The organism is Halosolutus sp. YCN4 (assembly GCF_059736495.1).
The window spans coordinates 463,184-484,453 of record NZ_JCASSM010000003.1 but is presented as its reverse complement, the minus strand read 5'-3'; the positions used below and the strand labels follow the sequence as shown (position 1 = coordinate 484,453).

At 65.4% G+C, this 21,270-nt stretch carries 18 protein-coding genes; 7 read left to right on the top strand and 11 right to left on the bottom strand.

The window, feature by feature from the left end:
* Positions 1 to 299 precede the first annotated feature (299 nt).
* The 5 genes from AC6I6X_RS12875 to AC6I6X_RS12855 form a co-directional block, all read right to left on the bottom strand.
* On the bottom strand, positions 300 to 635 hold the full coding sequence (locus AC6I6X_RS12875; RefSeq protein ID WP_497930925.1) for a hypothetical protein: 336 nt from the start codon (positions 633 to 635) through the stop codon (positions 300 to 302).
* 140 nt (positions 636 to 775) lie between these two features.
* Positions 776 to 1,861, bottom strand: coding sequence for a tyrosine decarboxylase MfnA (mfnA, locus tag AC6I6X_RS12870; RefSeq protein ID WP_497930924.1), 1,086 nt, complete (start codon positions 1,859 to 1,861; stop codon positions 776 to 778).
* A 160-nt stretch (positions 1,862 to 2,021) separates the two neighbouring features.
* The gene (ppsA, locus tag AC6I6X_RS12865; RefSeq protein WP_497930923.1) at positions 2,022 to 4,355 is read right to left on the bottom strand and encodes a phosphoenolpyruvate synthase; all 2,334 of its coding nucleotides are present in this window, start codon (positions 4,353 to 4,355) and stop codon (positions 2,022 to 2,024) included.
* Positions 4,356 to 4,753: 398 nt separating this feature from the next.
* Positions 4,754 to 4,915 (bottom strand): DUF7576 family protein, encoded by a 162-nt coding sequence (locus AC6I6X_RS12860; RefSeq protein ID WP_497930922.1) that lies wholly within the window; start codon positions 4,913 to 4,915, stop codon positions 4,754 to 4,756.
* The gene (locus tag AC6I6X_RS12855) at positions 4,908 to 5,174 is read right to left on the bottom strand and encodes a HalOD1 output domain-containing protein (RefSeq protein ID WP_497930921.1); all 267 of its coding nucleotides are present in this window, start codon (positions 5,172 to 5,174) and stop codon (positions 4,908 to 4,910) included. The genes AC6I6X_RS12860 and AC6I6X_RS12855 overlap by 8 nt, the downstream gene beginning before the upstream one ends.
* 261 nt (positions 5,175 to 5,435) lie before the next feature.
* Here AC6I6X_RS12855 and AC6I6X_RS12850 point away from each other — a divergent pair, with 261 nt between their 5' ends.
* Entirely contained in the window at positions 5,436 to 5,918 is a 483-nt protein-coding gene (locus AC6I6X_RS12850) for an Lrp/AsnC family transcriptional regulator (RefSeq protein ID WP_497930920.1), read from the top strand.
* Positions 5,919 to 6,023: 105 nt separating this feature from the next.
* On the opposite strand, the gene AC6I6X_RS12845 is transcribed toward AC6I6X_RS12850, so the two are convergent.
* Positions 6,024 to 6,923: a PhzF family phenazine biosynthesis protein gene (locus AC6I6X_RS12845; RefSeq protein WP_497930919.1), complete on the bottom strand. Its 900-nt coding sequence runs from the start codon at positions 6,921 to 6,923 to the stop codon at positions 6,024 to 6,026.
* A gap of 64 nt (positions 6,924 to 6,987) precedes the next feature.
* Positions 6,988 to 8,421, bottom strand: a complete 1,434-nt coding sequence (gene thiC, locus AC6I6X_RS12840; protein ID WP_497930918.1) for a phosphomethylpyrimidine synthase ThiC — start codon at positions 8,419 to 8,421, stop codon at positions 6,988 to 6,990.
* Between the two features lie 175 nt (positions 8,422 to 8,596).
* On the opposite strand from thiC, the gene AC6I6X_RS12835 reads away from it, so the two are divergent.
* Positions 8,597 to 9,295, top strand: coding sequence for a phosphoribosyltransferase (locus tag AC6I6X_RS12835; protein WP_497930917.1), 699 nt, complete (start codon positions 8,597 to 8,599; stop codon positions 9,293 to 9,295).
* A gap of 1 nt (position 9,296) precedes the next feature.
* On the opposite strand, the gene AC6I6X_RS12830 is transcribed toward AC6I6X_RS12835, so the two are convergent.
* From AC6I6X_RS12830 to AC6I6X_RS12815, 4 genes are all read right to left on the bottom strand, one after another.
* Positions 9,297 to 10,730, bottom strand: a complete 1,434-nt coding sequence (locus AC6I6X_RS12830) for an MATE family efflux transporter (protein WP_497930916.1) — start codon at positions 10,728 to 10,730, stop codon at positions 9,297 to 9,299.
* A 305-nt stretch (positions 10,731 to 11,035) separates the two neighbouring features.
* Positions 11,036 to 12,076 carry a segregation/condensation protein A gene (locus AC6I6X_RS12825; protein WP_497930915.1) on the bottom strand — a complete coding sequence of 347 codons (1,041 nt, stop codon included), beginning with the start codon at positions 12,074 to 12,076 and terminating at the stop codon, positions 11,036 to 11,038.
* Positions 12,069 to 15,641, bottom strand: a complete 3,573-nt coding sequence (smc, locus tag AC6I6X_RS12820) for a chromosome segregation protein SMC (protein WP_497930914.1) — start codon at positions 15,639 to 15,641, stop codon at positions 12,069 to 12,071. Before smc ends, AC6I6X_RS12825 begins: the two co-directional genes overlap by 8 nt.
* An 84-nt stretch (positions 15,642 to 15,725) precedes the next feature.
* Positions 15,726 to 16,031 carry a DUF7518 family protein gene (locus AC6I6X_RS12815; RefSeq protein ID WP_497930913.1) on the bottom strand — a complete coding sequence of 102 codons (306 nt, stop codon included), beginning with the start codon at positions 16,029 to 16,031 and terminating at the stop codon, positions 15,726 to 15,728.
* Between the two features lie 281 nt (positions 16,032 to 16,312).
* Between AC6I6X_RS12815 and AC6I6X_RS12810 the strand changes: the two genes are divergently transcribed.
* The 5 genes from AC6I6X_RS12810 to AC6I6X_RS12790 are packed head-to-tail and all read left to right on the top strand — an operon-like array spanning position 16,313 to position 21,259.
* The gene (locus AC6I6X_RS12810; RefSeq protein WP_497930912.1) at positions 16,313 to 17,641 is read left to right on the top strand and encodes an ABC transporter substrate-binding protein; all 1,329 of its coding nucleotides are present in this window, start codon (positions 16,313 to 16,315) and stop codon (positions 17,639 to 17,641) included.
* Between the two features lie 28 nt (positions 17,642 to 17,669).
* Positions 17,670 to 18,590 carry a branched-chain amino acid ABC transporter permease gene (locus AC6I6X_RS12805; RefSeq protein ID WP_497930911.1) on the top strand — a complete coding sequence of 307 codons (921 nt, stop codon included), beginning with the start codon at positions 17,670 to 17,672 and terminating at the stop codon, positions 18,588 to 18,590.
* Positions 18,587 to 19,729: a branched-chain amino acid ABC transporter permease gene (locus AC6I6X_RS12800; protein WP_497930910.1), complete on the top strand. Its 1,143-nt coding sequence runs from the start codon at positions 18,587 to 18,589 to the stop codon at positions 19,727 to 19,729. The genes AC6I6X_RS12805 and AC6I6X_RS12800 overlap by 4 nt, the downstream gene beginning before the upstream one ends.
* Position 19,730: 1 nt before the next feature.
* A complete protein-coding gene (locus AC6I6X_RS12795; RefSeq protein WP_497930908.1) occupies positions 19,731 to 20,504 on the top strand; it encodes an ABC transporter ATP-binding protein in 774 nt (257 codons plus the stop codon).
* A complete protein-coding gene (locus tag AC6I6X_RS12790) occupies positions 20,501 to 21,259 on the top strand; it encodes an ABC transporter ATP-binding protein (protein ID WP_497930907.1) in 759 nt (252 codons plus the stop codon). The genes AC6I6X_RS12795 and AC6I6X_RS12790 overlap by 4 nt, the downstream gene beginning before the upstream one ends.
* Positions 21,260 to 21,270: the final 11 nt, after the last annotated feature.

The window sequence follows — 21,270 nt, the reverse complement described above, 5'->3', positions numbered from 1 at the left end:
CGTCACCGCCCGCCCGATCGCGACGGGCGGAATCACAACCGATTCTCTCCGTTCGACGTCCTCAAACAGAAGCTATAGTAACAACTGAAACGAGTAACACATCGATCGCACAGCCGTCGTGCGATCGGGTGTGCACTGACTTTCAGTGGCTACTATAACAGTACGGGCAGACCAGTCGACGGTGCGAATAGCCGTCAGCACCGACGGCCGTCACGCCGCGTTCTCGTTCACGTTTCCGATCGTTCCCCGGCGATCGACGTTTACGGGCCCGTCGCCGCTTTCGCCGTCGGCGTTCTACTCTACTCGCCGGTCGGACCTCGATCGGCGTCCCAGATCAGCGGGAGGAGATCGCGGCGGCTGGCGAAGAGCAGCCCCACTCCGGCCAGTAGCGGTCCGAAAACCAGTATCGCGAACGCCGCTCCGCCAGGCGCGAGGACGAGCGCGACCGCGGCCCCGACCCACGCGAGCCAAGCCAGCGCCTCCCACGGCCGCCCCTCGTAGAGTCGCCAGACCGAGATCGAGAGGAGGAACCCGCCGAGGGCGGCCGAGAGAAGCGTCGGTTCGGCCACGAACGAGAGGGCGACGATCGTCGCGAAGCCGACGACTGCGACCCCGTCGTGTCGATCGAAAGTCATGCGCTCACCTGGGGTGGTGAGTCAAAAACGCGTATCGGTTTCGCGGCCCGGTCGTCGTTCATACGGACTGTCGCCCGTCAGTTCCGGCGCATCGGCGACCCGTCTGCGGGTGCGCCGAGACCTCGGGTCAGCAATCCGTCTCAGTCGTCGCAGACGACCGGGACGCTCGCGCGTACCTCGAGTCGATCGAGATCGGCGACGAACGAGGCGAGCAACTCCCGGGTGACGTGGGGCATACAGACGACCCGGAGTTCGCCGGTCCCGGTCCGGGAGATGCGCCAGCCCCGGTCACGGAGCGCGTCGAAGGTCGATCGGGGGACGTCCGCCGCGACCAGCGGCAGGGTGGGATCGACGACCTCGTACCCCCGCTTTTCCAGCGCGTCGGCGAGCCACTCGGCGTTGTTCTGCGAGCGGACGTACTGCGTCCGGTACCCGGTGGGCCACAGTTCCTCCATGGCCGCGACGGCGCTCGCGACCCCCGCACCCGATCGGGTTCCGGTCAGCGTCGCCTGGGCGGTCGACTCGAGGTACGGCGTGTCGACGGCGAGTTCGTCCAGCAGGTCCGCGGAGCGGACGAGCAATCCGCCGGCCGGGACGGCGGCCTGCCCCATCTTGTGGGGATCGATCGCCATCGTGTCGACCGGCGCGTGCGAGAAGTTCCACTCGTGGTCCGTAAAGGGGAGGACGAACCCGCCCCACGCGGCGTCGACGTGGAGCATGGCGTCGACCTCGCGTGCGACGCGGCCGAGTTCCGGGATCGGGTCGACGCGACCGTACTCGGTCGTCCCCGCGACGCCGACCACCAGCGCCGTCTCCGCGTCGACGCAGGAGTGGACGGCCTCGAGGTCGACCCGGTGGTCCGCGTCGGTCGGGACGATCCGGAGGTCGACCCCGAGCACGTCGGCCGCCTTCCGGAAACTGAAGTGGGCGGATTCGGGCATGACGACGTTCGGCGTCGCCGTGTCCGCACGCTCGCGAGCGATGCGGACGGCCTGGAGGTTCGCTTCCGTCCCGCCGCTCGCGACGTACCCCGACGGATCGTCCAGCCCGGCGATCTCGCCGAGCATCGCGATCGCGTCGTCTTCGAGCGCCGTGACGGTGGGATACGTCCCGGGATCGCCGGGGTTCGTCGCGAGAAATCGTTCGGCCGCGTCGCGCGCTACCGGGTGTGGCTCCGTACACATCGACGAGAGCACCCGATCGAACGCTTGCGGCTCGGCTTGCATATCACGTGCGATGACGGTCAACGGTTTATTACTTGCGTTTACCGGCCGATCGTACCGCTGGAACGACGGGCGTGGCCGGTCTCGTCGTTGCCGGACCGACGTCCGTTCCGCGTCGGCCGTCGGCACGGGACGGCGAGCAGTCGCCGGTCGGGACGACGCGCTAGCGGACCGAATCGAGGAGCAACTTCTGCTCGACCCGCTTGACCTCGTGCTGGACGTCGCGGACGGCGTCGATGTTCGCCGAGATCGAACTGATACCCTCGTTGACGAGGAACTGGACCATCTCGGGTTTGGAACCGGCCTGTCCGCAGATGCTCGTGTCGACGTCGTACTCGCGGCAGGTCTCGATGACGTCGCCGATCAGGCGCAACACGGACGGGTGGAGTTCGTCGAAGCGATCGGCCACGTTCTCGTTGTTCCGGTCGACCGCCAGCGTGTACTGGGTGAGGTCGTTCGTACCGAACGAAGCGAAGTCGATGCCCGCGGCGGCCATCTCTTCGATCGCGAGCGCCGACGCGGGGGTCTCGACCATGATGCCCCACTTGCGCTTCTCGGGGTCGATCCCGGCTTCCGTCATGCACTGTTTGGCGCGGTAGACGTCCTCGGCGTCGTTGACCAGCGGGAACATGATCTCGACGTTGTCGTAGCCCATCTCGTACAGGCGGCGGAACGCCTCGAGTTCGTGGGCGAAGACGTCCGTCCGATCGAGCGAGCGGCGGATGCCGCGGTAGCCGAGCATCGGGTTGTGTTCGGTGGGTTCGTCCTCGCCGCCCTCGAGCTGGCGGAACTCGTCGGTCGGGGCGTCGAGGGTCCGGACGCGAACGGGTCGCGGGTAGAACTCGTCGGCGACGCCGCGGATCCCGTCGATCAGTTCCTTGGTGTAGGCGTCGGCGCCGTTTTCGTCGATAAACTTCTCCGGCGTCTGGTTCAGCGAGAGGATCATGTGCTCCGTCCGCAGCAGTCCGACGCCGTCGGCTCCGGTCGCGGCCGCGCGCTCTGCGGCCTCGGGGATCGAGACGTTGACCTTGACCTCGGTCGCGGTCATCGGCTTGACCGGCGATTTCGGCCGGACCTCCTCGACGGGTTCGGTCTCCTCGTCCGGTTCGACGGCCTGCCCTTCGAGCACCGACCCCTTGTCGCCGTCGAGCGTGACGACTTGGCCGTCCTCGAGGACGGTCGTCGCGTTCGTGGTCCCGACGATCGCCGGGACGCCGAGTTCCCGCGAGACGATCGCGGCGTGGCTGGTCATGCCGCCCTCGTCGGTGATGATCCCCGCGGCGCGTTTCATCGCGGGCACCATGTCCGGCATCGTCATCTCGGTGACGATGATGTCGCCCTCGCCGACCTTGGCGAGGTCGTCGAGTTTCGTGACGATCCGAGCCTGGCCGCTTACCGTGCCGGGACTCGAGCCGAGTCCGTCGACGACGACCTCGCCGGTCTCTTCCGGCTCTGTGGCGCTTCCGGCCTCGGCGGCCTGGACGCTGCCGCTCCCGTCGGTGAGTCCGGCCGTCGCCTCGGCGTCGCTCTCGCCTGGATCGTACCCCTCCCCGGTGTCGTCGATCGTCGTGATCGGTCGGGACTGGAGCATGTAGACCTCGCCGTCGGCGATCGCCCACTCGACGTCCTGTGGCTGGTCGTAGTGGTCCTCGACGCGCTCGCCGAGGTCGAGGAGGGCGTCGATCTCGTCGTCGTCGATGACCCGGGCGTTCCGTTTGTCCTGGGAGACCTCGCGTTCGACGGTCTGCCCGGTCTCCTCGTCTTTGACGTGCATGACCTTCTTCTCGGCGACGGTCACGTCGATCGATCGATCGTCGCGCTCGACGACGTAGTTGTCCGGCGAGACGGCGCCGGAGACGACGGCCTCGCCCAGTCCCCAGGCGGCCTCGATGATCATCGTCGGATCGCCCGTCGACGGGTGGCTGGTGAACATGACGCCCGACTTCTCGGCGTCGACCATTTGCTGGACGACGACCGCGATGTTGACGGCTGAGTGGTCGAAGCCCTGCTCCTGACGGTAGTAGATCGCCCGCTGCGTGAACAGCGACGCCCAGCACTCCCGGACCCGATCGAGCAGGTTCTCCTCGGTGACGTTGAGGAACGTCTCCTGCTGGCCGGCGAAGGACGCGTCGGGCAGGTCCTCGGCCGTCGCGGACGAGCGGACCGCGACGAACGCCTCACCGTCGCCGATTTCGCGGTAGGACTCGACGATCTCCTCGCGGAGGTCGTCGGGGAAGGGCGTCTCGAGGATCAGTTCCTGGGCGCGCTCGGCGGCGTCAGCGAGCGCGCTCGAATCGTCGACGTCGACGTCGACGGCGGCGAACAGTTCCTCGTCGATGTTCGCCTCTTCGATGAACGAGCGGTACGTTCCCGCGGTCACGACGAATCCGGGTGGGACGGGGAGCCCGGCACCCGTCAACTCGCCGAGGGACGCACCTTTGCCGCCGACCGTCTCGAGGTCGTCGGCGCTGATTTCCTCCAGCCAGAGTACAGCCATTGCTATCTGGTGGGTCACTCGACCGAATAAAGAAGGTTGCGAACGGCCCCCACGAGTCGCAACTCACGTGTGAATGAGTTTTCCCAATTTGGTGGCAATTTATGGTACGATCCGCGATCGATCGGATCGAATCGGGCGGCCGATATCGTACCAGCTGTCGCCTCTTCGGCCGGTCTCCGGTCGAGAGTGTAACGATTGACACATGTTCGTAGTCGAGTACGTCACTCGCGGCGAATAGACACTTCCGATGACTGGTTCGCGGTGGATACGGGCCGTCCGGATAGCGTTCGTCACGTCGCGCAGAGGATGCACGTGCGATACGCGCAGGAAATCTCGTAACGGGAGTGACGGATGGGGTGTCCGGAGCGATTTCGAACACGGACCGGCACCGCAACCTGTTACGCGCTGTCGTTCCACGCTCTCTTGCACTCGTCGTCACAAAACGACTGGATGAGCGTTTCGTCGCCGTCGGTGGTCGCTTCGACGACCGGCGGCCAGTCCGTGATGCCGAGCGTCGCCCCGCAGTTCACACAGTACTTCCAGAACCCGTCGTCAGTCATCACGAACCTCTACAGCGGCGTGGTCGTCGCCGCACACACGGACTCGGTGCCCGTGATAGTGAAACGCAACGCTCACTCCGCTTTTGCTGTCTCGAAAGAGGGCAGCCAGGGCGTCCGGGTCGATCACCGTGGCCAGCGGGCGCAACTCCAGCGGTGAGGCCCCTTCTGCGTCGGCGACCGCACTGACGATGGCCTCGGTGATCCTGTCGGGTTCGTACGTGTCCATCGTCGAGACCGTGGTGTGCTCTGCGTTGTTCACACGGAAGCGTGGTTGCCCGTGCGTAAAAACCCACGGTTGGTGGATTCGATATCTCCACAGTTAGACGATATTATGTGTATTATCGAGCTAAAATTCCATAATAGGGAAAATCATTCCACTAATTTCCGAGATCACTTAGTGAATAGCACTGGGTAGTTCGACTATTCCTAGTCAGCCGCCGGCTTCCAGAACTATCGAGATTCGATCCCGAGAAATGTGGACTATCAATAAGCAAAAGGGTGCGGCCCACCACGGGCACCTGTGACGGCGTACCAGCTCGACGACGTAGACAGGCAGTTGCTCAACCTGCTGCAAGAGAACGCTCGGTACAAGGCGATCGAACTGGCCGAGAAGATCGGCGTCTCCGACAATACCGTTCACAATCGCATGGAACGATTGGAAGCGGCGGGCGTAATCACCGGCTACGCGGCGTCGACGGACTTCGATCGGACGGGGCTCCGCCTCTACTTCCACTTCAGTTGTACGGCGTCGATCAGTGATCGCTCCACCGTGGCCGAGGAGGCGATGGCACTGCCACAGGTCGTCGAAGTGACCGAACTGATGACGGGCCACGAGAACCTCCTCATCAAGGCGGTCGGGGCCGAAGACGAGGACATCACCGCCGTTGCCGAACGGCTCGACGGTCTCTCCCTCGAAATCAACGACGAGAACCTCATTCGGACCGAGGAAACGAACCCCCTCGACTACGTGGAAGTCTCGAAGCTGGTAGACGAGGCCCAGTAGGGTTTCGACCGCGACGGACGTCAGTACCGAGAACCGAGGCCACCGTCGGTCCCGGCGAACGCGTTCTGCGCGACGAAGTCACCCGATCCGCTATCGTCGGTCGTCTCAGGCCTCGAGTATCTCGTCCTCGTCGTCCTCGGGGACGACGATCGAGCCGTCGAGCACCGTCACGCCGCGGCCGCCGACCTGGACCGTGCCCCCGACGCGAACCCGGACGATCCCCGGTCGATCGACGTAGTGGCCCTGCTCCAGCCGCAGTTCCTCGGGAAAGTCGTCGTCGAACGCGCCGAACCGATCGAGGTAGGCACCGGCGGCCCCGCTCGCGGTCCCCGTCACGGGGTCTTCCGGGACGCCTGCTCCGGGGGCGAACATCCGGCCGTGGAGCGTCGACTCGGCCTCGAGCGCGTCGAACGTGAAACAGTAGATCCCGGTCGCGTCGACGTCGTCGGTCAGGGCATCGATCGCCCGCATGTCCGGCTTCGCACTCCCGAGATCGGAGAGGTAGGTGATCGGGACGATCAGGAACGGGAGTCCGGTCGAGGAGACCGCCAGCGGAAGGTCCGCGCTCGCGCCCTCGAGCGCGGCCCGGTCGACGCCGAGCGCGTCCGCGACGCGATCGTAGCCGACGTCGACCTCGCGAATCGTCGGCGCGTCCTGGGTCATCCAGACCGCTCCGTCGGCCTCGACGTCGATCTCGAGGACGCCGACGTTCGTCTCGAGCGTCGTCGTACCGGGTTCGAGCCCCACGTCGTAGAGGTGCGCGAACGAGCCGATCGTGGCGTGGCCACAGAGGTCGACCTCCTGGGTCGGCGTAAAGTAGCGAACGCGGCGGTCCGCGGCCTCGCTGGCGCGGAGGAACGCCGTCTCGCTGAGCGCGAGTTCGTTGGCGATCGACTGCATCTGGTGTTCGGAGAGACCGTCGGCGTCCGGCACGACGCCAGCCGGGTTCCCCGTGAGCGGTTCGTCGGTGAACGCGTCGACCTGGAGCGCGCGAACCGTATCCATACCGTCGCCGTTGGACGGAGGGTGTATCAATCCATCGTCGACGCCTTCGCGATCGACCGGGGAATCAATCGTCCTCGGCGGGGTCGGCCGCGGATTCGCCGCCGTCGACGGTCGCGTGTTCGCCCGCTTCGTGGGTCCCGACAGGGGGCAGATTCACCGACGCGGCCGGCGATCGATCGAGGTCGGTCGTCGCCCGCAGGCGCTCCATCTCGCCGTCGACTCTAGCATCCTGATCGATCCGCATCGAGCAGAACTCCGCGCCGCACATCGAGCAGAAGCGGGCCTCCTTGTAGTTGTCTTCGGGTAACGTCCGGTCGTGGAACGAGCGGGCGCGGTCGGGATCGAGCGCGAGTCGGAACTGTTCGCGCCAGTCGAACGCGTAGCGGGCTTCCGAGAGGGCGTCGTCCCAGTCGCGCGCGCCGGGGCGTTCGGTCCCCACGTCGGCGGCGTGGGCGGCGATCCGGTACGCGGCCAGGCCGTCGCGGACGTCCTCCGCCTCGGGGAGTCCCAGGTGTTCCTTCGGGGTGACGTAACAGAGCATCGCGGCCCCGGCCTGGGCCGCAATCGCGGCACCGATCGCGCTCGTGATGTGGTCGTAGCCCGGCGCGATATCGGTCACGAGCGGGCCGAGGACGTAGAACGGTGCGCCGTCGCAGACCGTCTGTTGGCGCTCGACGTTCTCCGCGATCCGGTGCATCGGGACGTGGCCCGGCCCCTCGACCATGACCTGGACGCCGTGGTCCCACCCCACTCGAGTCAGGTCGCCCAGCGCGTCGAGTTCGGCGTACTGGGCCTCGTCGCAGGCGTCGGCCAGACAGCCCGGTCGCAGGCTGTCCCCGAGGCTGACGGTGACGTCGTGGGCGGCGAATATCTCACAGATCTCGGGGAAAACCTGGTACAGGGGGTTCTGTTCGCCGTTCGCTTCCATCCACCTGGCCACAATCGACCCGCCACGGGAGACGATCCCGGTCTTCCGGCCGTCCGTCAGCGGCAGGTGCTCGGCCAGAATTCCCGCGTGGATCGTCATGTAGTCGACGCCCTGCGCGGCCTGTTTCTCGACGATCTCGAGCAGCAACGCTTTCGTGATCGCGTCGGGACTGCCGGCCCGTGTGACCGCCTCGTACAGCGGTACCGTCCCGATCGGCACCGGCGAGTGCTCGACGTGCATCTCCCGGATCTCGTCCAGATCGCTTCCAGTGCTCAGGTCCATCACCGTGTCCGCGCCGTAGTGGACCGCCGCGTGGAGTTTCTCGAGTTCGGTCTCGCGATCGCTGGTCGTCTCGCTGTTGCCGATGTTGGCGTTGACCTTGGTCGCGAACTCGCGGCCGATGATCATCGGATCGAGCGCGTCGTGGGCCCGGTTCGACGGGATGACGGCCTGTCCGTCTGCAACCTGCTCGCGGACGAACGCGGGATCGCGGTTCTCGCGATCGGCGACGCGGCGCATCGCTTCCGTTACGTCGCCGTTACGGGCGGCCTGGAGCTGTGTCGGTGGCATCAACAACTAGGTTATACTACCCAGTTATAAATTTGGGGAGTGGCGTCACTCGATCGGCCCGCACCGCCGAGTCGAGGCCGATCCGTCGACGGACGACGAGATCGATCGCCTCGGCGGACGGGATTCCGCCAACTTATGAGGATCGGGCTGCAGTCTCTCGAGTAGGTGCCACCAGATGTCCGACTTGCCGGACGATTTCGACTGTACGGTCACGAACTGGGAGTATATTTACGGCCTCTGTCGCGACGTCGGCGACGAGGTTCGACGGGACGCGTTCGAACCCGACGTCATCGTCGCGCTCGCTCGCGGTGGCTGGTTCGCCGGACGGTGTCTCTGTGACTTTCTCGGTCTCGACGACCTGACGAGCCTGAAGATGGAACACTACGTCGGCACCGCCGAGAAGAGCGGCGAACCGACGGTCCGGTACCCAATGCCCGAGGGGAGCGTCGAGGACAAGGACGTCCTCATCATCGACGACATCGCCGACACCGGCGGCTCGATCGAGCGCGCCCACGAGTACGTCGACGAGCGCGGTGCCGGCGAGGTCCGGACCGCGACCCTCCAGTTGCTCGGGACCAGCGAGTACCAGCCCGATTACGTCGGGGAACACCTGGACGACTGGACCTGGATCGTCTACCCCTGGAACTTCATCGAGGACATGATCGATCTCGTCTCGGGGGTCATGGCACAGGCCGACCAGGAGACGTTCACGCAGGAGGAGATCCGCCACTACCTCGCCGAGTTCCACGGCATCGATCGCATCGAGATGGAGATCGCCCAGCCGAACCGGATCCCCGAAGTCGTGACCGAGATGGAACGGCGCGACGTCATCGCGTCGGAGGGGCCGGGCGAGTGGACGCTGGCCGACGACTGAGCTACTCCGTTGCGGCTGCGTCCTCCGGCGTCTCACAGGCGACGGGTTCGTCGTCGACGATCGATCCCTTCCACGTCCCGCGGGTGAACCACGCGACGGCCGCGATCGCGCCGACGACGTCGCCGAACACGACGCCCGCCCAGATCCCGGTCGTCCCCCAGTCGGCGACGAAGATGAGGTAGTACGTGACCGGCACGCGGACGATCCAGAGGCCGAGGACGGCGAAGACGAGCGCGGTCTTCGTGTTCCCCGCGCCGCGGAACGCCCCCTGGATCACCTGCAGGACGCCCATGAAGACGAACGCGAACGCGGCGAACTGGAGATACGTGACGCCGTAGCCGATCGTCGCCGCGCGACCCTCGGCCTCCGCCGTCAGGAACACCGAGACGAACGGCTCCGGGAACAGGAACGCGACGGCGGCCGCGACGAGCATGATCGCGGCGATCACCCCCGCCGCGATCCACGTGGCTCTCTCCGCTCGATCGGCCCTGTCGGCCCCGAGATTCTGGCCGACGATCGTGTCCGTCGCCTGTCCCAGGCCGAGCGCCGGCAGGAACGCCAGCGAGATGAGGCGGTTTCCGAGGCCGTAGGCCGCGACGACGGCCGGCGGGAAGGTGACGACCATCGCCGTCATCGCGATCATCGCGAGCGCTGTCATCGACTGTTCGAGGGCCGTGGGGACGCCCAGCCGGGTGATCTCGCCGACGTACTCGAGGCGCGGCACCAGGTGCTCGGGCTGGATGTCGGGCCCCACGTCGGTGTAGTAGAGGATGTAGAACCCGATCGCGGTCGCGAGCGCTCGCGAGAGGACGCTCGCGACGGCGGCACCCTGGACCTCAAGACGCGGGACGGGACCGACGCCGAAGATGAACACCGGGTCGATGACGAGGTTAAGGAACACGCTGATGGCCATCACCCGCATCGGCGCGCGGGTGTTGCCGTACCCCCGCATGAGCGAGACGAAGACGAAGAAGCCAAAGAGGAAGGGCAGGCCGAGGAAGAACACCCGCAGGTACTCGGCCGCGAGCGGGATGATCGCCGCCTGCGTGTCGCCCTGGGCCGGGAGGAGCGCGAGCATCGGATCGGTCGCGGCGTACCCGAGGAGACCGAGTCCGATCGCGACCAGCGAGACGAACGAGAGCGTCTGCCCGGCGATCAGCCCGTCCTCACCGCTCTCGGCGCCGGTGTGCTGGGCGACGAGGATGGCCCCCGCCGCCGTGAAGCCGCCGCCGACGGCGATCAGCAAGAAGAGGAGGGGAAAGGCGAGACTCACCGCGCCGACGGCGTCGGGCGAGAGCGCCCCGAGCCAGAACGTGTCGCCGACGTTGTACGCGACCTGCAACAGCTGGATGACGACGAGCGGCCACGCCAGCCTGAACATCGGCCGAACGAGGGTCCCCTCGGTGAGGGTCCCCTCGGCTACCTGGTCCGACATACCACCATCCAGTCGCTCCGCCCACTTGTGCGCTCGTGAGATGTGATAGCTGGTATCATTCCAGATCGGTGACCTGTTCCCCGACGATCCTGCTCGAAAAACCGGATCGTCGGATATCGTGGGCGACGAACCGTATATCGGCCGATACCGGACGGTTCGACGATCGTTCCCCGGCCAGCATCGGCCGGTTCCGACGGCGACCGTCGGAGCGCGACTCGGATCTCATACGGTTTACCGTAAGTCATTTCCGGCGCGACCGCCGCCCGGATCGCGGTTGCGCCGGTACATCGTTACAGCAATCCGTATCAGTCGGCGATCGCTTCCCTCGCGTCCGCCTCGACGGTGGCGTCCTGGATCCAGAGGTCGCCGAACAGTTCGTCCTGGTCGAGACGGATCCGGCCGCGGTGTGCCAGAAAGAGCAGGGCGAGATAGGTCATCACGCGGGAGCCCCCCACCTCGTCAATCTCGGCGTAGAGGACTTCGTCGCGCCCCTTCTCGTACTGGTCGGCCAGCACCGTCTCGACATCCTCGATCACCGTCTCGATGTCCTCCTCGTGGGTCGTGTGCGTGACGTCGTCGCTGGTCGGCTCGTCGTCGACCCGGAAGTCGTCGTCGGAGTGGTAGTGCAGTTCCTGGACCCCCCGATCGTACCCGCGAGGCGAGTCGCTGGTGTCGTAACTCCGGGAGTCTTTCCACCAGCTGCCGCGCTCGGCCTCCCGGAGATCCCGGACGAGTTCGTCCAGCGTCTCGGGTTTGCCGCGGGCGTGTTTTCGTTCGAGTCGTCGCTCCATCTCCGCCTCGAGGCCTTCGACGGGGTCGAACCCGGGTGCCGGCCCGTCGCCGTCCGCCCCGTCCATCGGCCCCTCGTCGGCGAACGGGGCCTCCCACGGCGGGAGTTCCTCCTCCTCGGGTTCGTCCGGCGCGAACAGTTCGTCGCTTTTCATCCGCAGGAGGACGCTCGCGTAGAACAGCGCCCGCCCCGACGTGCGGAGGTCGACGTCGTCCAGCGCCTCGAGGAACTTGTCCGTCACCCGCACGACGTCGATGTCCCACGGGTCGATCTCGCCGTCCTTGGCCAACTGGACGAGCAGTTCGACCGGTTCGACTTCGTCCTCGTCCCCGTCTTCGTCGTTTGCGTCACGTCCCTTCGGTCCGACGTCGAACTCGTCGTCGCCGTCGGCGAACTCGAGGACAGCGTCGTCCTCGCCCGGCCGATCGCGATCCTCGTGACCGGCGATGTTCAGGGGGATGTCGTCGTCGGACCCGCCGTCTCGCGGGCCGTCGCGCCGCCCGTTCCCGCTCGACGCGTCCGGGTCGCGTGGGGGCTCGCTCCCCTCGCTAGTCATCGGCCGGTACCTCCTCGGTGCTCAGGTCGATCCCGGTCACGGCGCTCACGTTGTCCTGTTGCATCGTCACGCCGATCGCGCGCTCGGAGCGATCGAGCATCGCCGAGCGGTGCGAGACCACGACGAACTGCGCCTTCTCGGAGAGTTCCTCGACCATCTGGCCGATCCGCTCGGCGTTGACGGCGTCGAGGAAGGCGTCGACCTCGTCCAGCGCGTAGAACGGGGCCGGGTTGTGCCGCTGGATCGCGAAGATAAAGGCCAGCGCGGTCAGCGACTTCTCGCCGCCCGACATCGCGTCGAGGCGCTGGATCGGCTTGTCGCCCGGCTGGGCCTTCATCGTCAGGCCGCCGTCGAAGGGATCGTCCTCGTTCTCGAGGTGCAAGGTCCCGGTCCCCTCCGAGAGCTGTTCGAAGATCTCGGTGAAGTGCGCCGAAATCGCCTCGTAGGCGTCCATGAACGTCTGCTTCTTCTGGGTCTCGTACTGCTCGATCCGATCGCGGATGCCGTCGGCCTCCTCGACCAGCGTGGCCTTCGCGTCCTCGAGTTCCTCGAGGTCGCTTCGCACCTCGTCGTACTCGTCGATCGCCAGCATGTTGACCGGCTCCATCGCCTCCATGTCCGCGCTCAGGAGGTCGATCATCTCGAGGACGGTGTCGTGGTCGGGGACGTCCTCGGGGTCGTAGTCGCCGACCTCCGATTCGAGCGAGTCGATCTCCCACTCGAGGCTGCTCGCCCGTTCGCGACTGTCCTCGAGTTTGCTCTCGACGGTGTTGACCCGGTCCTGTTGCTGGTCGCGCTTCGTCCGCGCGTCGGCGAGTTCCTCCTTGAGGTCGCTCCGCTCGGCTTTCAGCTCCGTGAGTTCTTCCTCGAGTTCCTCGACGGCCTCGTGTTTCGCTTCGAGCGTCTCGCGCTTCTCGGCGATCGTCTCCTCGTACTCCGCGATTCGCTCCTCGTGTTCGGCCGTACGGTTCTGTGCGGCCTCGATGTCGTCGTGGAGGTCCTCGATCGCGTCCTCGGCGTACTCCTTCTCGAGGCCCAGTTCGTTGAGTTTGCTGTCGAGCTCGTCGATTCGGTCCTCGCGATCGTCGATCTCGGCCTTCAAGTCCTCGATCTGAGCGGTCAACTCGGGGATCTTCGAGTCCGCGAGTTCGCTCTCTAACTCGTCGATGTCGGCCTCGATCGACTCGACCTCGGTCGTCTTCGTCTCGATCTGCTCGCCGATCTCGGTCATCCGCTCGTCGACCGACTCGCGTTCCTCGTTCAGCTCCGCGAGTTCGTCCTCGAGCGTCTCGATTTCGGTCTCGATCGAGTCGCGCCTGTCGTCGAGTTTCTCGATCTCGGTCTCGATCGATCGGACCTCGTCGGCCGCGTCGGTCTTGCGGTCCCGGGCGTCGTCGAGTCGCTCCTCGACGTCCCGGAGCTCCTCGCGCAGCGACTCGCGTTCTTCCTGCAGATCGGTGATCTGCTTGGCGACGCGCTCGAGTTGTCCCTCGCCGCCGCCGGTGAAGGAGTAGCGCGACCCCTTGCCGGAGCCGCCGGTCATCGCGCCGCTTTTCTCGACCAGATCGCCGTCGAGGGTGACCATCCGGTAGTCGCCCATGTACGATCGGGCGGTCTCGATGTCCTCGACGACCAGCGTGTCGCCCAGCACGTACGAGAAGACGCCCGCGTACTGCGAATCGAAGTCGACGAGGTTGTACGCGAAGTCGACGACGCCCGGATCGCTGGGGGCGTTCGGGAGCCGGCGCTGGCTCATATCCGTCAGCGGCAGGAAGGTCGCGCGGCCGGCGTTGCGCGACTTGAGGTGTTCGATACACTGCTGGCCGACGACGTCGTCTTCGACGACCACGTTGGCCAGGCGACCGCCCGCGGCGGTCTCACAGGCGACCGCGTACTCGCCGGGAACGTTCCCCAACTGGGCGACCGCGCCGTGGACGCCGCCGATCCCGGAGTTGAGGATCGTCGTCACCGCGCGCCCGAACGAGGAGTCGCCGCTCTCGCCCGCGTTGGCCTCGAGTTCGGCGTACTCCTGCTGTTTCGCCTGGATCTCGTCGTCGAGATCGTCGACGTCGGACTGGATGCGCCGCTTCTCGGCCTTCAGGTCGTCGACCACGTCCGCGATGTTCTCGCGGTTCTGCTCGGCCTTCTCCAGTTCGCGTTCGAGATCCGATCGCCGGCTCTCGATCTCGGGAATCTCCTCGCGGCGCTCCTCGATCGTCTCTTCTGTCTCGCTGATCGCGTTCGATCGGCGGCGAGCCTCGTCGAGCAAGCGGTCCTGCTCGCGCTGGAGGTCGTTCTTCTCGGTCTTCGCCTCCTCGAGGTCGTCCTTGCGCTCCGCGAGTTCGGCCTTGAGTTCGTCGAACTCGGTGTCGACGGCCTCGATCTCGGCCTCGAGCTCGTCGCGTTCGGCCTCGCGCTCCTGGATCTCCGTCTTGATCGAGGCCTTCTCGAGTTTGTGCTCGCGCATCTCGTCCTCGAGTTCCTCGATCGTCTCCTGTTTGCGATCGATCTGGACGAACGCCTCCCGGCGCTTCGATTCGGCGTCCTCGATCTGCGCCTCGCTGGCCTCGATCTTGTCCTCGAGCCGCGAGATGTCGCCTTTGATCTCCTCGATCTCGCTTTTGATCCGGAGCTGTTCGTCCTCGCCCTTGCGCTCGATCTCGGCGTGTAGGTCCTCGAGATCCTCCTGTAAGCGGACGACCTTGCCCTCGCGTTCGTCGAGTTCGCGCTGGAGGCCGTCGAGTTCGTCCGCGAGGTCGTCGGCCCGGTCCTCGACGCCCGCGAGTTCCTCGCGCTTCTCCTCGAGTTCGCTGGCCTTCTTGTACCCCTCGTACTCCTCTTTCTCGCGGCGGAGCCGGCGGTAGCGAAGCGCCTGCTGGCGTTCGTCCTCCAGCTGGGCGAGGCGATCGCGCTTCTCCTCGATCCGCAACTCGGCCTCGTCGATCCGCTCCTGGACGACCTCGAGTTCCTCGAAGGCGTCCTCTTTCTTGGCGTCGAACTCCGCGACGCCCGCGATTTCGTCGATGATCTCGCGGCGGGCGTGGGGCGTCATATTGATGATCTCGGTGACGTCGCCCTGCATGACGACGTTGTACCCCTCAGGAGTGACGCCCGCCTGGGCCAGCAGGTCCTGGATGTCCGAGAGGTTGACCGAGCGATCGTTCAGGTAGTAGTAGGAGTAGTAGTTGTCCTCGGTCTCCTTGACGCGCCGGCGGATGCGGATCTCGTCGACGTCGCCGACGTCCTCGCTGCCGGCGGCGTTGACGACCTGCGACCGAGTCAGGGCCCCGTCGGCGTTGTCGAGGATCACCTCGACCGTGGCCTCTCGCGGCCCGCCGGAGGCGGATCCGTCCTCGTGACCGGGGTTGTAGATGAGGTCGGTCAGTTTCTCGGCGCGGATGCCGCGAGTCCGGGCCAGTCCGAGGGCGAAGAGAACGGCGTCGATGATGTTCGACTTGCCGGAGCCGTTCGGCCCGGTGACGACGGTGAAGTCCTCGTAGAACGGGATCTTCGTCTTCCGGCCGAAGCTCTTGAAGTTGTCCAGAACGAGCGCCTTGATATACATACCCTTCTCGAAACCTCCGTCGGCCTGATCGAGACGGCCGCGGGCCGATGCCGCGGTGCAGTCATGCGGTTCGCGGTCGTGCGGTTATGCGACTATAATGTCGTCGCTACCTGAGTCTTCCGCTTCGTCGCCGGTAGAGTCGTCGGCGTCGGCTGTTGCCTCGGCGACGTCGTCCGGATTCGCTTCGGTCGTCTCCGCTTCCGCGGCCTCGTCGAGGTCCGCCTCGGTGTTGCGGCGCTCCGGGACGCGCGTCGGCGTGTCGGCGTCGAGTTCGGCCTCGAGGACGCGGATGCGCTCTTTCGCTTCGATGAGTTCGTCCGTCAGTCCCGCTATAGTCGACTCGAGTTCCGCCACCGTCGATTCGAGCTGCTCGACGCGGTTTTTCGACATACGTCCTAGGGATCTGTCCGGCCACATAAACGTACGTCAGACAAGAATAACCGTTCTGGTAACTCACACGTTTATCGAACGCGCTTCTCCCCGGTAACTCAGACGCTCATCGAACAGTCCGTCGACGACCATCGGATCGAGACGACGCGTCTCTGCATTCCGCCATCCGATCGGGTTCGGAAATCAGCCGATCACGGTTAACATGTATACATTCGCCTATTTGGCTCTGTAGTGACTTTCAGGTGTATGGCGAAACAGCCACGGAACGGTGTATACTGACCATGACAACAGGACCAGACGCAGGGGCAGACGCAGGGGGGATCGACAGGCGAACGTTACTGAAAACCGTCGGCGGTTCGGCGATCGCGATCGCACTGGCCGGCTGTACGGAACTACTCGAAGGCGAGCAGGAGTCGCTGGAAGACGCCGACGTTCCGGACGAGCCGATCGAGTCCGGGCTGCAGACGTTTACCGAAGGTGCACCGGCGGTGCTCGGCAAGCAGGCGGAGTACGGTGCGGAAACCGCGGTCCGTCGGATCAACGAGAACGGCGGGATCGCCGGCCGCGACATGAACCTCGACGTCGTCGAGGAGGGCGGCGCGCATCTCACGAACTACGAGCAGTTCGTCGACGAGGGGAAAGACGTCACCTTCGGCCCGATCTCGAGCAGCGGCCACGCGGAGATGGTCCCGGAGATAGAGGCCAAGGAGGTCATCAACGTCTCCACCGACGGGACGGTGACGACGCTGTACGAGGAGGATTTCCCGGACGTCACCTACTCGTTCCGGTTCCAGAACCACGACGTAATGGAAGCGCTCGCGGCGGTCCAGCAGGCGGTCGAAGTCCTCGGGGCGGACTCGATCGATACCTACGCCGGGATCAATCCCGGCTACGCGTTCGGCCAGGACGAGATGGAACTGTTCTCGAAGGGGATCGAACAGCTCACGGGAGCCGAGGAAGTATACAGCGGCTTCCCGGATCTGGGAGCCGACGACATGTCGACACACATCACCGAGATCAACAACGAGGAACCCGACGTCGTCTTCTCGAGTTGCTGGGGCGGCGACGCGACGCTGTTGCTCGAGCAGGGCCACGCTAACGGCATGTTCGACAGTACCGAACTGCTGGTCGGCCCGGTCCTCTACGGCTCGGCAAACGACCTGACCGAGGACCTCGTCGATGGGCCGATCTACTCGGGGTCGCGGAACTTCTACTGGGGCGAACCGTCGACGGACCAGTGGAGTCCGGCCGCCGATCTGGTCGAGGAGGTCCAGAGCGAGTACGGCGTCGTGCCGACGGCTCACTTCATGAGCGGCTACGGTGCGGTGACGGCGTGGGCGACGGCCGCAGAGAAGGCCGTCCAACTTCTCGGCCGGTGGCCCGAACAGGACGAACTCGCGACGGTCCTCGAGAATCACGGGTTCTTTACGCCGGCCGGCTACCACACGATCGGGGCGGACCATCAGGGGTACTCCAACGCCCACTTCGGCGAGTTGACCTGGTCGGACGAGTACGACGCGGCTGCGCTCGCCGACGTGAACGTCTTCGCTGCGAAGAACGTGTCGCCGCCACCGGGCGAGGTCTCCGCCGACTGGATCGATAGCTGGTGAACAACGTGCGAAACCGAATCCAGTAATTATGTTGGAACACGTACTCAACGGCCTCTACTACGGGTCGATCCTGTTTATGATCGCGTCGGGGATGACGATCATCTTCGGCGTGCTCGGGATCCTCAACCTCGCGCACGGAGAGCTGTACGCGCTGGGCGCGTTCTGTGCCTTCAGCGTCGTCGGCTTCTTCGTGGGCCAGGTTGCGTCCCCGACCGGACCCGTGACGGCAGTGATCTTCGGCGTCGTCGTCCTCGCCGGCTCGCTCGCGGCCGCCGCCGTGTTGCTGCCGGTCGGCGGCGCGCTCGAGGCCACGTTCATCAGGCCGATCTACGACCGAAACGAGGTCTACCAGCTCCTGTTGACCTACGGATTGTTGCTCGTCCTGACCGACGTGATGAAGGTCGTCTGGGGACCGTCGCCGATCGACGTCGGCGTCTACAGCGGCATCAACGCGATCCCGACGACGGAACTCGTCGGCGTCAGCTACCCCTCGTACAACGTCCTCGTGATTCTGATCGGCGTCGCGGTGTTCGCCTGGCTGGTCTGGTTCTTCGATCGGACGAAGACCGGCCGCATCGTGCGAGCGACCGCCATCGATCGGGAGATGTCGACGGCCATCGGGGTCAGTACGGACCGCATGTTCACTCTCGTCTTCGCGATCGGCGCGTTCTTCGCCGGGTTCGGCGGTGCGATGGTCAGCATCGGTCCGAATCCGGCCTCCCTCGGTATGGGGCTCGACTGGCTGGTCCTGTCGTTCGTCGTGATCGTCATCGGCGGACTCGGCAGTCTGAAGGGGGCGTTCGTCGGCGCGCTGTTGGTCGGCGTCTCCAGCCGGGTCGTGACGCCGTACTACCCGGAACTCGAACTGGCCGTCCCCTTCCTCCTGATGGTGCTCGTCTTGCTGATCGAACCCGAGGGAATCTACGGGACCTGGGGTGAGATCCAGTGAGTCGCTTCCTCGTCGAACGCGACGGCGAGACCCACCTGCGCCTCTCGGAGGGGATGGAACTGAGCAAGCGCCGAACGGTCCTCGCGGCCGTTGGACTCGTCGTCCTCTTTCTCGTTCCCGATATCACGCGGCTTACCGGCATCTCGTTTACCGCGATCCACCGCGGAATCCTGTTCGGGCTCGCGGCAGTCGGGTTGAACCTCATCCTGCGCCACACGGAACTCGTCTCGTTCGGTCACGCGGCGTTCTTCGGCGTCGGCGCCTACGGCGCCGCCGTGCTGGCGTCGTACTTCGACGTCTCGAGCGGGCTGGTACTGCTCCTCGGAGGCGTCGTCGCCGCGACGACGATCGCAGTGCTGATCGGGTACTTCGTCGCCGGTTACCTCGACATCTACTTCGCGCTGCTGACGCTCGCGTTCAACCAGGTGTTGTACGCGTTCGTCCTGCAGAGCAGCTACTTCAATTCGAGCGACGGGCTCAGCGTTCGCCCCGACGGGCTGAACCCGCCGACGCTGTTCGGCTTCCAGTGGACGACGTCGGGGTACGATCTGATCCTGTACTACTTCACGGTCGTCGTGCTCGTCGTCTCGTTGCTGGTGATGTGGAAGCTCGTCAACTCGCCGTTCGGGCGGGCACTGGACGCCATCGGTCAGAACCGGACGCGCGCCAGGTTCGTCGGCATCCCCGTCGAGAAGTACGTCTGGATCGCGTTCGTGATTTCCGGCATCTACGGCGGACTCGCCGGCGGACTGTTCGCGCTCCTCCAGTTGCACGTCAGTCCGGAGCCGACCCTGTACGCGTTCGTGTCGGGTGAGATCCTGTTCATGGCGATCCTCGGCGGGTACGGAACGCTCGTCGGTCCCGTCATCGGTGGGATCGTGCTCGTCTACCTGTTGATCCAGGCACCGTTCTACGTGGAGTACTACAACGCGCTGACCGGACTGCTGCTGGTCGCGGTCGTGCTCTTCCTGCCGGAGGGGATCCTGGGTTCGATCCCCAAAATCGGTGCCGAACTGGCACGACGGCGTCGCGATCCCAGCGTGCTCAGAGACGACGTCGCCACGGTCGGCTCGTCGCTCCGTCGGGGATTGACTCGCGCCGCAACCACCGTTCGAATCATCGTATTCGGGGTAAACTGATATGCTCGAAGCACGAGATCTTCGCAAGGAATTCGGAGAACTGCGCGCCACAGACGACGTTTCGCTGGAGTTCGGACGGACCGACGGCGAGATTGTGTTTATTGTCGGCCCGAACGGGGCCGGCAAGACGACGCTCATCAACCTGTTGACCGGACTGCTCGAACCCGACCGGGGATCGGTCGTCGTCCACAGGCAAGAAGACGGCTCCACCGTCGAGGAGGAGATCACGGACATGGCTCCCGAGGAGCGCGTCAAGGAGGGGCTCGTCAGGAGCTTCCAGATCGTCCACGTCTTCGAGGAGATGACCGTCCGCGAGAACATCCGCATCGCGGTCCTCTCCAGACAGGACAAAACGCTGAGCATGCGGTCCGTCGACGACGGCCACGAGGAGGCCGAACGCGATATCGACGACCTCCTCGCTCAGTTCCGTCTCACGGACGTCCAGCACGAGGTGGCCGAGACGTTGCCCCACGGCGATCGGAAACTGCTCGACGTGGCGATGTCGTTCGGACTCGACCCGACCTACCTGTTGCTCGACGAGCCGACGGCCGGCGTCGCGACCCGGGAGAAGCAGTACGTCATCGAGACGATCGTCGAGGCCAGCGAGGCCGACGGCGTGACGACGGTGACGATCGAACACGACATGGACCTCGTCAAGGAGTACGCGGATCGCCTCGTCGTCCTCCACGAAGGCGGCGTCTTCCGGGAGGGCGACCCGTCCCTGCTCGAGACCGATTCGGAACTCCGCCGGGTCCTGCTGGGGGTGGACGAATGAGTACAGTCGGCCCAGGATCCGACGCCTCGAATCCGCTGCTCGAGGTGTCGAACCTCTCCGCGACCGTCGAAGGATTCGAGGTCACTCACGGGATCGATCTCGAGGTCAACGAAGGTGAGGCCGTCGCGCTCGTCGGCCGCAACGGGGCCGGAAAAACGTCGACCTTCCGGTCGATCATGGGGCTCACGCCGGTCGCCAGCGGTTCGATTCGGTTGCGCGGCGAAGAACTCCTCGATCTGCGGCCCGAACTGATCCCCAAGCGGGGGATCGGCTACCAGCCGGAGAACCGCGACCTCTTCACCGGGATGACCGTCGAAGAGAACTTCCGGCTCCCGATCTGGACCGCCGGCACGGCGCGGGGTATCGAGGACGAGGACGCCGTCGTCGAGGATATCTTCGCCCTCTTTACCGAACTCGAGGAGCGGCGCGACGCCGAAGTCCAGAACCTGAGCGGCGGTCAGGGGAAGATGACCGCGATCGGACGGGCGCTTGCGCTCCAGCCGGACCTGCTCATCCTCGACGAACCGCTCGAGGGGCTGGCCCCGGTCGTCGTCGAGAACGTCAAGTCCCACATTCGCGAGATCATCGATCGAGACATCTCGGTGTTGATCGCCGAGTCGAACGCGAGCCACGTTCCGGAGATCGTCGACCGAATGCTCGTGATCGAACGCGGCGAGATCGTCGACAGGGGCGATCCCGACCTGCTCGTCGAGGACGAGGAAATCCAGATGCTGATGCAGGGCGGCGGCGAATAACCGTCGCTCGG